This window comes from Pseudacidovorax sp. DMC4, from assembly GCF_056314265.1.
Window position 1 is genome coordinate 162,158 of sequence record NZ_JBQUYR010000010.1, and the last position, 15,802, is coordinate 177,959.

A 15,802-nucleotide genomic window follows, 5' to 3' on the forward strand; every position below is an offset into this window, starting at 1 on the left:
GCTTGTGCCGCCGATGTGATCCGCCGCAGGATAGCTTTGCACTTTTGCCCCAGCAATAGACAAAAATTCGCGTCGCCTTTGCAAAATTGCAGACCATGGACTGGGACAACCTGCGCTACTTCCTCGAACTCGCCCGCGCCGGCACGCTGATGGCCGCGGCGCGCCGGCTGGCGGTGGACCACACCACCGTCGCGCGCCGCATCCAGGCGCTGGAAAAAGCCCTGGGCGCCGCCCTCTTCACGCGCGAGGCCGGCGGACATCGGCTGACCGAGGCCGGCCGGCAACTGCAGCCCCAGGCCGAGGCCATGGAGGCCGCCTTTCACGCGGTCGAGCGCACCAGCCCGGCCCTGGCACCGCAGGAAGGCCTGTCGGGCACCGTGCGCGTGGGCGCCACGGAAGGCTTCGGCACGCGGGTGCTGGCACCCGCGCTGGCCGCATTCGCCGCAGGCCATCCGCGCCTGACCATCGACCTGCTCGCCTTGCCGCGCCTGCTGCAGCTGTCGCGGCGCGAGGCCGACATCGTGATCGCGCTGGAGCGCCCGGCGCGGGGCTCGGTGGTGGCCACGCGGCTCACGGACTACAGCCTGCGCCTGTACGCCTCGCACGACTACCTGGCGCGCCATGCACCCATCTCGCGCCGCGAGGACCTGCGCGGCCACGCCTTCGTCAGCTACGTGGACGACCTGCTCTTCTCCAAGGAGCTGCGCTTCCTGGGCGAGTTGCACCGGCCCGATGGCTTCTCGCTGCGCAGCACCAGCGTGCTGGCCCAGCACGAGGCGGCCGCCGCCGGCGCCGGCATTGCCGTGCTGCCGGCCTTCGTCGCCGAAGGCGACGCGCGGCTGGCGCCCGTGCTGCCGGCGCTGGCGCGTTTCACGCGCACCTTCTGGATGTCGATGCCCGCTGAAGGCAAGCAGCAGCCGCGCATCCTGGCCGTGTGGAACCTGCTCAAGACCGTGGCAGAACGGGAGCAGACCCGGCTTCTGCCACCCGCGGCCTGATTAGCGCAGCACCACGCGGGGCGGCGACATCTGCACCTGGTTGCGGCCACTGGTCTTGGCGGCATAGCAGGCGGCGTCGGCGGCGGCCACCCAGTCCTGGGCCGTGCGGATGTCGGGCGTCAGCTCGGCCACGCCGATGCTGGCGCCCACGCGCAACTCCTGCTCTTCCCACGGCACGACGATCTCCTGGACGGCCGCGCGGATGCGCTGGGCCACCGCCAGAGCCGCCATGCCGCTGCACTGCTCCAGCAGCAGCGCGAACTCGTCGCCGCCCAGCCGCACCACCAGGTCGCCCGAACGCGACTGCGCCGCAATGGCCTGCACCACCTGCTTGAGCACCTCGTCGCCGGCCAGGTGGCCGGCCGTGTCGTTGATGGGCTTGAAGTGGTCGAGGTCGATGAAGATCAGCACCGCGGGGCTGAACAGCTCCCGGTTGCCCATCACGCGCGCAATGCGCTGGTCGAAGAACATGCGGTTGGCCGCACCGGTGAGCGGGTCGTGCCGGCTCTGCCACTCCAGGCGCTGGCGCACCAGCTTCTGCTCGGTGACGTCGGCCACCGTCCAGATCTCGCCCAGCGACAGGTCGTCCCAGTCCACCGGCCGGCTGCGCAGGTTGGCCCAGAAGCCCAGGCCGTCGCTGCGCCGCAGGCGCCAGTCGCCGCCATAGGGCACGCCCAGCGCGGCGGCGCCGCGCGCGGCCTGCAGGAAGCGCTGGAAGCCATCGGCTTCCTCGAACAGCTCGTGGGCGGCGCGTCCCAGCATCTGCGGCGCGTCATTGCCGAACAACCGGCAGCATTCGGCGCTGGCCAGCTCGACCACGCCCTCGCGCACGAAGGCCACGCCCACGGGCGCGGCGGCGAGCACGGCGCGCAGGCGTGTCTGGATCTCGGCGTGGGCATGGGCCAGCCCGGCCTGTTCAGTGGCCCACAGCCGAAGCAGGGTGGACAACTGGCCCAGTTCGCCCGCACCGCCCGGCCACCCCATGCCCGGCTGCGCATCGGCCATGGGCGCGGTGAGCCGCTGCACGCGCCGCACCAGGCGGCCCAGCGGCCGCAGGCGCCAGACGATCCACGCGCAACTCAACAGGCCGGCCAGCAGTACGGCGCCGAGGGTCCATTGCAGCGTGTGCTCGAGTTCGTCGTCAAGCGCCCCCTGCAGGCCCGAGACCGGCCGGGCCTGCCAGATGAGCCACGGCGTCTCCGACACCGGCACGGCCGCCACCACCTGTCCACCGGCCACGGTGACGAAGCCTTCGGTGAGGCGCGGGCTGCCCTGCGCCCGCCAGGCCTCGAAGGCCTCCGCGAAGCGCGCCTCCCGCGACAGCGGCAGGCGCTGCAGGGCCAGGCCACCGTCGTGGCTCAGGATCTGGCCCTGGTCGTCCGTGACCACGCGCACGGCCCCGGGCAGCCGTCCCACGGCCATGCGGCCGACGTCGCCGCTGTCCAGGCGCAGCACACCCGCCACCACCGCGACCACGCGCTGCCCATCCATCACCGGCAGCGCCATCACGATGGACACGCGGCCCGTGTTGCGCCCGGCGATGGGCTGCGACAGCACAGGCTTGTGGGTGCGCATCACCTCCTGGAAGTAGGACCGGTCGTCCATGGGGCCGATGGCCGGCATGACCTGGACGCCATGCTCATCGGCACGTGCCAGCGGCTGGCCGAGCGCATCGATCAGGAAGGAGGCGGAGAAGACGGTGCCCAGGCTCGACGCGAGCACGGTGAAGCGCTGTGCGCGCTCCTCGTCGCTGGCCGCGGGCTGGAGCATGCGCGCCGTGCCGGCCAGCGCGGCTTCGCGCTGGTGCTGCAGGCTGGACATGGCCTCGGCCGTGGCACGCGTGCTGGCGCGCTGATGGTCTTCGTCGCTCACGCGCGCGATGCGCTGCGCCAGGTGCGAGACGGCCAGCCAGATGGCCACGCTGGCCGCCACGGCCAGCAGGGCTACCACGGCAAGCAGGCTCGCGCGCAGGCGCCATGCCACGTCGTCGAAGGCCGGCATGGCGGCCTGCCCACGGGCCGGCGTCTTCCTGCCCAGGCGAGGCATCAGGCGGCGGACGGTCGTCACGGCGGGAGCGCTTTGTTCATGGCGGGCGCATTGTCCGACGGCGGCTTCCACAGCGGCTGTCTTTCGTAGGCGTCGATCCAGCCGAAGACCTCCGCTGCCGGCATGGGCCGAGCAATGCCGAAGCCCTGCGCCAGGTGGCAGCCCAGGGCCAGCAGCGCCTCGCCGTGCTCGCGGGTTTCCACACCCTCGGCGGTGACCTCCAGACCGAGGGCGCGGGCCAGCGAGATCACGCCCTGCAGGATGGCGCGGTCCTGCGGGTCGGTGAGCACGTTGCGCACGAAGGACTGGTCCAGCTTGAGACCGCTGACCGGCAGCCGCCGCAGGTAGGTCAGCGAGGAATAGCCGGTGCCGAAGTCATCCATCACCACGTCCACGCCCAGCTGGCGGCAGGACTCGATGAAGCTGGCGGCCAGGTCGATGTCGCGGATGGCGCTGGTCTCCAGGATCTCCAGCACCAGGGCGCCGGCATGTCGCTCGGGAAAGCGCTCCAGCAGCGCGGACAGCCGCCGCACCACATCCGCCCGCATCAGCAGCCCGGCGCTGATGTTGACGCTGACCGACAGCCGGCGACCCTGCGCGGCCCACTGCCGCACCGCCTCGATGGCGGCGCCGATGGCCCATTCGCCCAGCTGCTCCGACAGTTCGTGATCCTCGATGGTGGGCACGAACTCGGCCGGCATCAGCACGCCGCGCTGCGCGTGGTTCCAGCGGCTGAGCGCCTCCATGCCCACGATGGTGCCGCGCTGCATGTCGACCTTGGGCTGGAAGACGAGGAAGAACTCGCCCGCGTCCAGCCCCTCGGCGATGCGCTGGCGCTGCTGGGCCAGACGCTGCTCGTGCGCATGCTCCTGCGCGTCGAAGAAGTTGACCTGCCCGCCCCCGGCCCGCTTGGCACCGAAGGCGGCCTGGCGGGCCTGGCGCAGCAGCACCTCGATGGACGGGCCTTCCTGCTCGCGCAGCGCCACGCCGACGCTGGCCCCCACGGTCAGCGGCTGGCCGTGGACCTGGAAGTCGTCGCCCAGCCGGCCGAGGCAGTACTCGAGGATGCCCTGGCATTCCGGCCAGCCCGCGTTGGGCAGCACGGCCGCGAACTCGTCGCCGCCCACCCGGGCCAGCGCCGCGTCTTCGGGCAACCCCAGTTCCAGCCTGTGCACGACCTCCAGCAGGACGGCGTCGCCGCCAGAGGGGCCGAAGCGCCCATTGATCTCCCGGAAGCGGTCCAGGTCGAGGTAGATGACGGCCAGTCGGGCCAGCGGCACGCTGCGCTCGGCCGACAGCTCGGGCAGCGATGGCAGGCGGCCCGGCAGGCGGGTCAGCGGATCCAGGCGGTGCAGCACCTCGGTGCCCGGGCCGCGGCTGGCGGTCCACAGCACGCTGCCGTCCTCTGCGCGTTCGCCGCGCAATTCGACCTGCACGCGGCCCTTGGGCGTGCGAAGGCCCACCCAGCAGGCCGGGCCGGGCCCCTTGGCAGGCACCTCGGCCTCCTCGAAGCCGCGCTCGCCGGCGGCCAGCAGGGTCTTGGCCTTGATGCCGGGTTCGGCCGCGCCGCAGGTCAGCGCCTGGGCCGCGGCATCCGCCCAGCGAAGCTCCCCCGCCACGGTGCGAAAGTGGCAGACCGCCGGCCGGGGAAGACGGTGGGGCATGGTGTGGGGGAAGAAGGGCCGGTGTTCAGCGCAGAGGGCGGCGACGGCGTCCGGCGGGCGCCTCAGAGGGGCCGGCGCTGCGCCGGGCCCTCCGACTCGTAATGGCGGGCCTTGTCCTCGTACATGGCGCGGTCGGCGGCCTGCAGCGCGTTCTCGAGCGACTCGCCCGCCTGGCAGGTGGCGGCGCCCATGGCGAAGCTCAGCAGGTGACCGGAGGGGCCGCCGTAGAACTGGTTGTTGAGGTCCACCAGGGTGGTCAGGTGCTCGCGCACGCTGCGCACGCCGCGCTCGTCGGTGTCGGGCATCAGCACGATGAATTCGTCGCCGCCCACCCGGGCCACGCACGCGGGCGCGTCCACCAGCTTGGCCAGCACCTCGCCCGCGCGGCGCAGCAGGGCGTCGCCGGCGGCATGGCCGACCTGGTCGTTGACCTGCTTGAGGCCGTTCATGTCGAGCGCAAGGATGGACACGGGCCAGGGGCCCTTGCGCGTCAGGCGCAACAGTTCCTCGGTGTAGAAGGTGCGGTTGCGCAGTTGCGTGAGCACATCGTGCGTGCCCAGGTATTCAAGGTAGGCCTCGGCGCGGCGGCGCGCGGTGATGTCGACCAGCGAGAGCAGCACCAGGTCCCAGTTGTCCTGCCGGTCGGGCAGGATGGAGAACTGCATGTAGATGTAGACCGGCTCGCCGCCCAGCGTGTAGTTGACCACCTCGCGCTGCTGCAGCGTCTTGCCGTCCCAGAGGTCGCGCAGCTGCTCGGCGAAGGAGTCGTGCATCTCTCCGCGGAACACCTTGGGCAGGTTGCGCAGCAGCGTGGCCTTGTCGGGCGCGCCCAGCATGCGTAGCGTCTCCTCGTTGACGTCGAGCACGCGGATCTCCTGCACGCAGCGGCCGACGAACTCGGGGTGCACCTTGAGGAAGGTACCGAAGTCGCGGATGCCCTGCGCCCGCACCCCGTCGAGCAGGCGCTTGACGCCGCTGAAGTCCTCCACCCACAGCGACACGGGCGAGCGCTCGAAGAGGCCACGCGCGTAGCGCTCGCTGGCTTCGCGCAGCTTCTCGGCGCGTACGCGGGCGGTGATGTCGTCGAGCGAAATGAGCGCTCGCGACCAATCGGCCTCGTGGCCAGGCAGGATGCGGATGCGTACCGTGACGTCCAGCCGCCGACCGTCGAGGGCATAGTTGACCGTCTGGTTCTCGATCTCGGTGCGTCCGTCCCAGAACTGCGCGAGTTCGTGGATCACCCGGTCAGACATGTCGTCCCGGAAGATTTCCGGCAGGCGCGAGACCAGTTCATCCTGGCTGGCGGCAGCGAACAGGCTCAACGTCTTCTGGTTGACCTGCAGCACGCGGATGCTGGCCATGCAGGCCGCCCGGCGCGACGGGTCGGCCTGGAGATATTCGACGAGGTCGATCACGCCCTCGCTGCGCCACTGATCGAAAAGCTGCTTGAGTCCGCTGTAATCCTCGAGCCAGAGCGAGACTGGCGCAAGATCGAACATGGTTTGGAAATCGTCGGAAGACGTCATGGCGGCGGACGCGTGAGACAGCGCCGGATGCTATCAGCAGCCGGGCCGGTCGAGGGCCTCGGCAACTGCGAAAGCAGGCCGGGAACGGCGCAGGAAAACCCGGGAAGGACTCGCTCAGGCGTCGACGTCGCGGTCGGCCTCGGCCGCCGATTCGTGCGCCAGCGCCTGCGGCGTCAGGGCGATGTGCCCGCCCCCCTCGTCGTCCAGGAACTCGACGATGTCCGGAAAGCGTTGCAGAAAGGCCTTGAAGCTGCGGCAGCCCAGCATGCCTTCGTCGAAGGCCGGCATCATGCGCTTCATCAAGGACTTGAGCGCGCCACAGTGCACGCGGTTCTCGCCCTGGCGGGCGATGATCTGGGTCACGGCCTTGACCAGCGCCTCCCGCGCGAGCTCCACGGTCAGCACCGTGGGGCCGCTATCGGCGGGCTCGCCCGGCTCGCCGCCCTCGCCCTGCCCTTCCATGGCCAGTACCGAGGCCGCCACCGCCTCGCTGGCCTGACGCAGCTTGAGCAGCGCGCCATAAAACTTGAACTCGTTGCAGCTCGCCACCCAGTAGCGGTTGCTGTTGCCCTCGACCCCCACGCCGCCGATGAAGCGGCCGGCCTGCTTGACCTTCTGGGCCAGGCTGATGAAGTCGCTGTCGCACGAGACCACCACGACGTGCGTGATGTGGGGGTGCGTGTGCAGGTCGGACAAAGCGTCCAGCGCCATGCGGATGTCGGCGCTGTTCTTCATGTTGGCGCCGCGCGGGAAGAGCTGGATCAGGTCGATGCCGGCGCCGTTCAAGGCATCGCGGTAGCGCGAGAAGAACTGCCAGTTGGCGTACGCGCGGTTGATGATGACGTCGCCCAGCGAGGCGGCGTAGTCGACGATGGCATCGACTTCCGCCACGGGCATCTGGACCGTGAGCCGGTGTTCGCGGTAGTAGTCCTGGCCGTTCTGCTGGTCGGTCAGGACCGCGTGCAGGTTTTCGAAGTCCCAGTACAGGGCCACCTTGGGCGCCTGCACACCGGCGCCGGTCCATTCACTCATCGATTGACTTTCACTGCAGGAGCTTGACTCCCGTCTTGGCTTGCACGGCGTCGAAGCTGACGCCATCGGCCAGCTCGACCACCTTCAACCCTTCGGGGGTGACGTCGAGCACAGCCAGGTCGGTAATGATACGGTCCACCACCCCCACGCCCGTCAGCGGGAGTGTGCATTGCGGCAGGATCTTCAGATCTTCCGTGCCGTCCTTCTTGCGGGCCACGTGCTCCATCAACACGATCACGCGCTTGACACCGGCCACCAGGTCCATGGCGCCGCCCATGCCCTTGACCATCTTGCCGGGGATCATCCAGTTGGCCAGATCGCCCTTCTCGCTGACCTGCATGGCGCCCAGGATCGACAGGTTGATCTTGCCGCCGCGGATCATGGCGAAGCTCTCGTGGCTGCCGAAGATGGACGAGCCCGGCAGCGTGGTCACGGTCTGCTTGCCGGCGTTGATGAGGTCGGCGTCCACCTGGTCTTCCGTTGGGAAGGGCCCGATGCCGAGCATGCCGTTCTCGCTCTGCAGCCAGACTTCCTTGTCGCCGACGAAGTTGGCCACCAGCGTCGGGATGCCGATGCCGAGATTGACGTAGAAGCCGTCTTCCAGCTCCTTGGCCGCGCGAGCGGCCATCTGGTCTTGGGTCCAGGGCATGGGGAACTCCTCTTTTACTTGCTGGCGTTGTTCTTGACGGTGGCGGGCACTTCCGTGCCGGCGGCCGCCTGCGCGATCACGGCCTGGGCCTCGACCTTGGCGGCGGCGGCATCGACGGGCGCGGCGGCGCTGACGGTGCGCTTCTCGATGCGCTTCTCGGGCGTGGCATTGAGCACGATGCGGTGCACGTAGATGCCGGGCAGGTGGATGTCGTCCGGTGCCAGTTCGCCCACCTCGACGATCTTCTCGACCTCGACGATGCAGACCTTGCCGGCCATCGCGGCGGCCGGGTTGAAGTTGCGGGCCGTCAGTCGGAAACGCAGGTTGCCGGACTTGTCGGCCACGTCGGCCTTGACCAGCGCCACGTCGGGCACCAGCGAGCGCTCCATGACGTAGGTCTCGCCATCGAACTCGCGCAGCTCCTTGCCCTCGGCCACCAGCGTGCCGACACCGGCCTTGGTGAAGAAGGCGGGGATGCCGGCGCCGCCCGCACGCAGCTTCTCGGCCAGCGTGCCCTGGGGCGTGAATTCCAGCTCCAGCTCGCCGGCCAGGTACTGGCGCTCGAACTCCTTGTTCTCGCCGACGTAGCTGGCGACCATCTTCTTGACCTGCCGCGTCTCCAGCAGCTTGCCCAGGCCGAAGCCGTCGACGCCGGCGTTGTTGGAGATGCAGGTCAGGTCCTTGACGCCGCTTTCCTTGAGCGCATCGATCAGCGCCTCGGGAATGCCGCACAGGCCGAAGCCACCGACTGCCAGCGTCTGGCCGTCGGCAACGACGCCGGCCAGCGCCTCCTTGGCGGAGGCATAGATCTTGTTCGCCATGGGTCCTCGCTTTGAAGAAGAAATGAGGGGATGCAGGAGGGAAAACCCCGCAACGATACTACGTACGGACATACGTAGGATTTCGTAATGGACGCACCCGAGGCCCCTGCCCTGGCCGCCCCGGCCATCGACTACCGGCTGGCCTTCGAGCATGCCCCGGTGGGCATGGTGCTGTCTCGCCAGCGCATGATGGTGGACTGCAACGCGCGGCTGTGCGAGATGTTCGGTGCCACGCGCGAAGCCCTCGTCGGCCAGTCCTTCCGGCTGCTGTATCCCAGCGTGGCCGAGTACGAACGCATCGGCCGCCGCATGCTGCCGGCGCTCAACGCCAGCGGCCGCTATGCCGACAACCGCATGATGCGGCGCGTGGACGGCCTGCACGGCATGCGCGCCGGGGAGACCTTCTGGTGCCATGTCACCGGCCGTGCCCTCAACCGGGAAGTGCCGCATGAGGCCGGCATCTGGACCTTCGAGGACCTGGGCGCGCGCCGTGCCGACAAGGCCGAGTTGACGCCCCGCGAGCGGGAGGTGGCCGCCCACCTGATGCAGGGGCTGACCAGCAAGGAAATCGGCCGCGTGCTCGGCATCAGTCATCGCACGGTGGAGATTCATCGCGCCCGGTTGATGCGCAAGTACGCCGCCGGGACCACGGCAGAGTTGGTGCAGAAGCTGCTGGCCGGCTGAGGCGGTGCACCGTCGGGGTGCGTTGGACTACCGATGCCCGGAAGACGTCCCACGCCATGGGGGCGGAGTCGGCGCCAGCCTGGGGGCCATCGACAACCTTCCAGGAGCAACACCGATGGCCACCCGACCCGAACTGACCGGCGACCGCGACAACAACCGGGCGATGCGATGGAGCATCCTTGTCGTCATCGTGCTGGTGATCGGCGCGATCTTCGCGTTCTTCCGAACCGGCGGTGAAGCGCCGGGCCAGCCCGCCCCGCCCATGGGCCAGTCCGCGCCCCCGCCCGCCAGCGATGGCGCCACGGGCATGGCGCCCGGAACCGGCGGCAGTGGCTCGACCGGCATCGGCGGCAACGCCGCGGGCACCAGCGGCGCTGCACCCGACGCCGCAGACCCCAACCCAGCCGCCGCCAACGGCCTGCCTTCGACCCCCGGCACCGGCACGACCAACACGCCTGGCGGGAGCAGCGGCTCGGGTACAGGTGCCGCCGGCACGGGCGCTACGGGCAGCACAGGCACCAACGATCCGGCCAATGGGAGCGGTACGCCGGCCACCGGCGCCCCGGGCGCGCCCGGCCAGTCCCAGTGATCGCCCCGCCCCGGCGCCGCTTCACCAGGCCATGCTGAAACGCAGCTTGACGAAGTTGGCGCCGGGGTTCGGTTCCTTGATGCCCGCGTTGGAGAAATGCTGCAGGCGTAGCGACAACTCATAGGCCTGGCGCTCACCGAAACGGTAGCCGACGCCCAGCACCTCGGTGAACTGGAAAGCGGTGCTGAAACGGTCTCTCGGCGTCTCGTACAGCCGGTCCATTACCGTCCCACCCAGCCCAAGCTCCACGAACCACGGCGTGCCCGGCTCGCCCAGCAGGTGGCGCCACATGGCGGTGGCGCCGATCTGCGAATAGCCGGCGCTCGAGCCGTCCGGCCGCGGCGCCTGCCAATGGCTGGCCCACAGGTCCCAATACAGGGTCAACGGGCCGGCCTGGCGCGGCACCGACGGGAACAACTGCGACGGGAGCATCACGCCCGCCGTCAGCGAGTCGGTCGATTGCGTGTGCAGCACGCTGGACCCGCCCTCCACATAGAAGCGGCGGCCTTCGTCGACCTGTTCCTGCGCTGCTGCGTGTGCGGATGCAAGCACAGCCGCTGCCGCAAAGGCCAGAGGCGCGATGCGCCGTTTCAAGTGACGGCCGGCGCCCTGGCGAGAGCGGTTGTCCATGGTGGCTCCAGGAGTTGGAATGAATTTTCTAGAATTTTCATTCTAGGAATCCGAGGCACGCGTCCGGAGGGCGAAGGGACAATGGCCCCATCTCCCTCTCCAGCTTGTTGCGACGCATGCCCTCGAAAGCACGGATTTCTGCCATGAACACCGAGCCGCCTCCGCAGGACAAAGGCGGGGTGCGCCGTCGGCAGGTACTGGACGCGGCGGCCCGCTGCTTCAGCGAACACGGCTTCCGTGGGGCGAGCATCCAGCGCATCTGCGAGGTGGCTGGCATGAGCCCGGGCCACGTCTACCACTACTTCCGCAACAAGGAAGCCATCGTGGCGGGCATCGTGGCGCAGGACCTGCAGGACACGCTGGCGCGCATCCAGCTCATGCGCGAGCGCGGCCAGGCAGAGGGCGTGCTCGCGGCCTGTCTGGGCGAGGTGGATACCGGCGTGGCGCGCTGCGCGGGCGATCCGGCGCGGCTGCAGCTGGAGATCCTGGCCGAGGCCAACCGCACACCGGACATCGCGGCCCTGCTTCAGCAGGCGGACCGCCTCAAGCGCGACGAGCTGCTGGCGCTGCTGCGGCCCTTGCCAGCGCTGCGCGGGCTGTCTGCGGCAGAGCTCAAGGCACGCGTGGCCGTGATGTGCACCCTCTTCGAAGGTCTGGCTGCGCGCACGCTGCTGGACCCCACGCTCAACCGCGCCGCCACCGGCCGGGCGATCAGCCGGGTGGTGCGCCTGCTGCTGGAGCAGCCGGAAGAAACCTAGGCGCGCCGGCGCATCGGCCATCGCACGGCTGGGACCTCACGCCCGCCCGCGCAGGTGCGACGCCACGACGACTGCCGGTCAGGTGTAGTGGCTGCCGGCGGGCTGAACCCGTCACTCGCGCAAGCCGCGCAAGTCGCCAGATGCCCGCCGCACGCTCCCGCTTCGAATTGCCGCAGCGCAGGCCAAGCGGGAACATCCGCGGAACCGGCTTTGCCGGGCCGCTGGATGTGCCCCCTCGAGGGGGGAGGCGTAGCGCGAAGCGCGCAGCCTGGGGGTGTTCGTGATCTACACGATCTGCTGCCAGGCCTTGTCCAGCCGCTTGATGCTCACCGGCTGCGGCGTGCGCAGCTCCTGCGCGAAGAAGCTCACCCGCAGTTCCTCGAGCAGCCAGCGGAATTCGCGCATGCGCTCATCCGTGGCGCCCTTGCGCTCGGCCACCAGGCGCCAGTAGCGCTGTTCCTGCGGCTTGAGTTCGGCCAGCTTCTGCGCGTCACGCGCCGGGTCGGCCCGCAGCTTGTCCAAGCGCAGCACGATGGCCTTGAGGTAGCGCGCGAAATGCTGCAGCTGTGTCCACGGTGCATCGGCGATGAAGCGCTTGCCGACCAGGCGCTGCAGCTGCTCGGCCGCATCCTTCACGGCCTCGGGCTGGATCTTGGTGTCCTTGATCTTGCGCTGGGCTGCGGCGTAGTCGGTGAGGATGGTCGATGCCAGGCGCGCCACCTCGCTGGCGATCAGCGTCAGCCGGCCACGGCCCTCGTCCAGGCGGCGCTTGAAGCTGGCTTCGTCGGTGGGCAGCGGCTCCTGCAGGAAGGCGCGGTCCAGCGCCACGTCCAGGATCTGGGCGCGCAGTTCCTCCAGCGTGCCCAGCGGCATGTAGGCCACGGCCATCTTCTGCAGGTCGGGAATGTTCTTTTCCAGGTACTTGAGCGCGTCGCGGATCTGCAGCGCCACCAGCCGGCGCAAGCCGGCGCGGTGCTTGGCGGCGGCGACCTCGGGCTCATCGAAGACCTCGATGGTGACGGCGTCGCCGCCATCCACCAGCGCCGGGAAGCCGATCAGCGTCTGCGCGCCCCGGCGCACCTCCATCAGCTCGGGCAGTTCGCCGAAGGTCCAGGCGGTGTAGCGCTGGCCGGCCGGCGGCGCGGCGGGGCCGGGCGCGGCCTTGGGCGCAGGTGCGGCCGTCTTGCCGCCGCCCGCCGACGGCGCAGCCGGCGCGGGCGCAGGCCCCGCCCTGGCCTTGAGCCCCGCCAGCGCCTGGAAGGCGCCCCGCGCCTTGGTGCCCAGCTCGCCCTTGAGCGCGCCCAGGTTGCGGCCCATGCCCAGCTGCCGGCCGTGCTCGTCCACCACCTGAAGGTTCATGAACAGGTGCGGCGGCAGCATGTCGAGCTTGAAGTCGGCGCGTTTGACGTCGAGGCTGGTGATGTCGCGCACCCGCTTGAGCAGCGCATCGGTGAGCGAGCCGGCGCCGAAGGCCTCGGGGGTGCCCAGCGCTTCGGCCAGCCTGGCCGCCGATTCGGGCAGGGGCACGAAGCGCGAACGCGGCTTCTGCGGCAGGCTCTTGAGCAGGGCCTGGATCTTGTCCTTGAGCATGCCCGGCACCAGCCATTCGCAGCGCTCTTCGCTCACCTGGTTCAGCACGAAGAGCGGCACGCTGACGGTGACGCCATCGCGCGCATCGCCCGGCTGGTGCAGGTAGGTGGCGGCGCAGTCCACGCCGCCGAGCTTGACGAGGGGCGGAAAGGCCTGCGTCGTGATGCCCGCCGCCTGGTGGCGCATCAGTTCCTCGCGCGTGAGGAACAGCAGCCTGGGATTGGTCGCGCTCGCTTGCCGGTACCACTGCTCGAAGGCATGGCCGTTCGCCACATCGGCGGGCACCTGGGCCTCGTAGAAGGCGTAGATCAGCGCGTCGTCGACCAGCACGTCCTGCCGGCGCGACTTGTGCTCCAGCGCCTCCACCTCGCGCACCAGCTTGCGGTTGGCAGCCAGGAAGGGCAGCTTGCTTTCCCATTCGCCGCCGGCCAGGGCCTCGCGGATGAAGATCTCGCGTGCGCCGGCCGGGTCGGCCTTGGCGAAGTCCACGCGCCGGCCGCTGTAGACCACCAGGCCGTAGAGCGTTGCCCGCTCGAAGGCAGTGACGCGGGCGTCCTTCTTCTCCCAGTGCGGGTCGAGCAGTTGCTTCTTGAGCAGGTGGCCGGCGACTTCCTCGATCCACTGCGGCTCGATGTTGGCGATGCCGCGGCCGAAGAGGCGCGTGGTCTCCACCAGTTCGGCGCAGACGATCCAGCGACCCGGCCGCTTGCGCAGGTGCGCGCCAGGATGGCGGTGGAACTTGACGCCGCGCGCGCCCAGGTATTCGCCCGAGGAGGAGCCGGCCTCCTCGTCCATCTTCCAGCCGATGTTGCCCAGCAGGCCGGCCAGCATGGACTTGTGGATCTGTTCGTAGCCGGCGGGCGTGGGGTTGAGCTTCCACTTGTGCTCGGTGACCACGGTCAGCAGCTGCGAATGGATGTCGCGCCATTCGCGCACGCGGCGCACGCTGACGAAGTTCTGGCGCAGCAGCTGTTCGTACTGGCGGTTGCTGAGCTTGTGGGTGGCGGGGATGCTCCCATGACGGGGGGCGGGAGAGCCCCCATCCCTGCCTTCCCCCAGAGGGGGAAGGGGTCGAGCGCTGCCTGCGTTCTTGCTCCCTCCCCCACTGGGGGAGGGTTGGGGTGGGGGCCCGCCGCCCTCCGCCACCGCCAACCGCTGACTCACCGGCAGCACCGCCGCGCTGGCCTTCTTCGGCCCCTGCGTGGCCGCCACCATCTCGCGCCGATTCTGCGCCACGGGCGCGCCGCCGCGGGCATCGTGCAACCACTTCCACAACGTCAGGTAGCCGCTGAACTCGCTCTTCTCGTCGTCAAACTTGGCGTGGGCCTGGTCGGCCTGCTGCTGCGCTTCGAGCGGCCGGTCGCGGACGTCCTGCACGCTCATGGCAGAGGCGATGACCAGCACCTCCTGCAGCGCACCGCGCGTGCGGCCTTCCAAAATCATGCGGCCCACGCGCGGGTCCAGCGGCAGCCGGGCCAGCTCGCGGCCGATCTCGGTCAGCTCATTGGCATCGTCCACCGCACCCAGCTCGCCCAGCAGCTGGTAGCCATCGGCCACGGCCCGGCCGCTCGGGGCCTCCAGGAAAGGAAACTGCGTCACGTCGCCCAGGTGCAGCGACTTCATCCGCAGGATCACGCCCGCGAGCGACGAGCGCAGGATCTCGGGATCGGTAAAGCGCGGCCGGCTGGCGAAGTCCTTCTCGTCGTAGAGCCGGATGCAGATGCCGTTGGCCACCCGACCGCAGCGGCCGGCGCGCTGGTTGGCGGCGGCCTGGCTCACGGGCTCGACCAGGAGCTGCTCCACCTTGCTGCGGAAGGAATAGCGCTTGACCCGCGCCGTGCCCGCGTCGATCACGTAGCGGATACCCGGCACCGTGAGCGAGGTCTCGGCCACGTTGGTCGCCAGCACGATGCGCCGGCCGGTGTGGCCCTCGAAGATGCGGTCCTGCTCGGCCTGCGACAGGCGCGAGAACAGCGGCAGCACCTCGGCCGCGCGCATCACCGGCTGGTGCGCCAGGTGCTTGCGCAGGTGGTCGGCGGCCTCGCGGATCTCGCGCTCGCCGGGCAGGAAGACCAGAATGTCGCCACCGGCATTGCCTTGCCACAGCTCGTCCACGCCATCGGCGATGGCGTCGTTGAGGTCGTACTCGCGCGATTCCTCGAAGGGCCGCCAGCGCATCTCCACCGGGAAGGTGCGGCCCGACACATAGATGACCGGCGCCGGCCCGTTGCGGCTCTCGAAATGCTTCGCAAAGCGCTCCGCATCGATGGTGGCCGAGGTGACGATGACCTTCAGGTCCGGCCGCCGCGGCAGGATCTCGCGCAGGTAGCCCAGCAGGAAGTCGATATTCAGCGAGCGCTCGTGGGCCTCGTCGATGATCAGCGTGTCGTAGGCCTTGAGCAGCGGGTCGGTCTGCGTCTCGGCCAGCAGGATGCCGTCGGTCATCAGCTTGACCGAGGCGTCACGGCTCAGTCGGTCCTGGAAGCGGACCTTGTAGCCCACCACCTCGCCCAGCGGCGTCTTCAGTTCCTCGGCGATGCGCTTGGCCACCGAACTGGCAGCGATCCGCCGCGGCTGGGTGTGGCCGATCAGCCGGCCGCGGCCCTCGGGCGCGTTGAGCTTGCCGCGGCCCAGCGCCAGGGCGATCTTGGGCAGCTGGGTGGTCTTGCCCGAGCCGGTCTCGCCGCAGACGATGACCACCTGATGGGCCTGGATGGCGGCGGCGATCTCGTCGCGCTTGGCGGATACGGGAAGGGAATCGGGAAAGTCGATCTGGAGCGGCACGGGGCGAGTATCGCAGCCCACGGGTTCACAT

At 69.8% G+C, this 15,802-nt stretch carries 12 protein-coding genes; 4 read left to right on the forward strand and 8 right to left on the reverse strand.

Features of this window, described 5'->3' with window-relative positions:
- Positions 1-95: 95 nt before the first annotated feature.
- Positions 96-998 (forward strand): LysR family transcriptional regulator, encoded by a 903-nt coding sequence (locus tag ACT54X_RS19490; protein ID WP_294365815.1) that lies wholly within the window; start codon positions 96-98, stop codon positions 996-998.
- On the opposite strand, the gene ACT54X_RS19495 is transcribed toward ACT54X_RS19490, so the two are convergent.
- The 6 genes from ACT54X_RS19495 to ACT54X_RS19520 form a co-directional block, all read right to left on the reverse strand.
- Positions 999-3,065 (reverse strand): sensor domain-containing diguanylate cyclase, encoded by a 2,067-nt coding sequence (locus tag ACT54X_RS19495; protein ID WP_476347984.1) that lies wholly within the window; start codon positions 3,063-3,065, stop codon positions 999-1,001.
- The gene (locus ACT54X_RS19500; RefSeq protein ID WP_294365819.1) at positions 3,062-4,708 is read right to left on the reverse strand and encodes a putative bifunctional diguanylate cyclase/phosphodiesterase; all 1,647 of its coding nucleotides are present in this window, start codon (positions 4,706-4,708) and stop codon (positions 3,062-3,064) included. Before ACT54X_RS19500 ends, ACT54X_RS19495 begins: the two co-directional genes overlap by 4 nt.
- 62 nt (positions 4,709-4,770) lie before the next feature.
- A complete protein-coding gene (locus ACT54X_RS19505; RefSeq protein WP_294365822.1) occupies positions 4,771-6,207 on the reverse strand; it encodes a sensor domain-containing diguanylate cyclase in 1,437 nt (478 codons plus the stop codon).
- Positions 6,208-6,348: 141 nt separating this feature from the next.
- Positions 6,349-7,266, reverse strand: coding sequence for an NYN domain-containing protein (locus ACT54X_RS19510; RefSeq protein ID WP_017758628.1), 918 nt, complete (start codon positions 7,264-7,266; stop codon positions 6,349-6,351).
- A 10-nt stretch (positions 7,267-7,276) separates the two neighbouring features.
- Positions 7,277-7,915 carry a 3-oxoacid CoA-transferase subunit B gene (locus ACT54X_RS19515; RefSeq protein ID WP_017758629.1) on the reverse strand — a complete coding sequence of 213 codons (639 nt, stop codon included), beginning with the start codon at positions 7,913-7,915 and terminating at the stop codon, positions 7,277-7,279.
- A gap of 14 nt (positions 7,916-7,929) precedes the next feature.
- Complete coding sequence (locus ACT54X_RS19520) at positions 7,930-8,736, reverse strand: CoA transferase subunit A (RefSeq protein ID WP_476347988.1); 807 nt, start codon at positions 8,734-8,736, stop codon at positions 7,930-7,932.
- A gap of 87 nt (positions 8,737-8,823) precedes the next feature.
- Between ACT54X_RS19520 and ACT54X_RS19525 the strand changes: the two genes are divergently transcribed.
- Both ACT54X_RS19525 and ACT54X_RS19530 read left to right on the forward strand, forming a co-directional pair.
- Positions 8,824-9,420, forward strand: coding sequence for a PAS and helix-turn-helix domain-containing protein (locus ACT54X_RS19525; protein ID WP_294365826.1), 597 nt, complete (start codon positions 8,824-8,826; stop codon positions 9,418-9,420).
- A 115-nt stretch (positions 9,421-9,535) separates the two neighbouring features.
- The gene (locus ACT54X_RS19530; RefSeq protein WP_294365827.1) at positions 9,536-10,009 is read left to right on the forward strand and encodes a hypothetical protein; all 474 of its coding nucleotides are present in this window, start codon (positions 9,536-9,538) and stop codon (positions 10,007-10,009) included.
- Positions 10,010-10,030: 21 nt separating this feature from the next.
- On the opposite strand, the gene ACT54X_RS19535 is transcribed toward ACT54X_RS19530, so the two are convergent.
- Complete coding sequence (locus ACT54X_RS19535; RefSeq protein ID WP_017759731.1) at positions 10,031-10,639, reverse strand: acyloxyacyl hydrolase; 609 nt, start codon at positions 10,637-10,639, stop codon at positions 10,031-10,033.
- 143 nt (positions 10,640-10,782) lie between these two features.
- On the opposite strand from ACT54X_RS19535, the gene ACT54X_RS19540 reads away from it, so the two are divergent.
- On the forward strand, positions 10,783-11,397 hold the full coding sequence (locus tag ACT54X_RS19540) for a TetR/AcrR family transcriptional regulator (protein ID WP_294365832.1): 615 nt from the start codon (positions 10,783-10,785) through the stop codon (positions 11,395-11,397).
- A 285-nt stretch (positions 11,398-11,682) separates the two neighbouring features.
- Here the strand turns inward: ACT54X_RS19540 and hrpA are convergent, their stop codons facing one another.
- The gene (gene hrpA, locus ACT54X_RS19545; protein WP_476347991.1) at positions 11,683-15,771 is read right to left on the reverse strand and encodes an ATP-dependent RNA helicase HrpA; all 4,089 of its coding nucleotides are present in this window, start codon (positions 15,769-15,771) and stop codon (positions 11,683-11,685) included.
- Positions 15,772-15,802 lie beyond the last annotated feature (31 nt).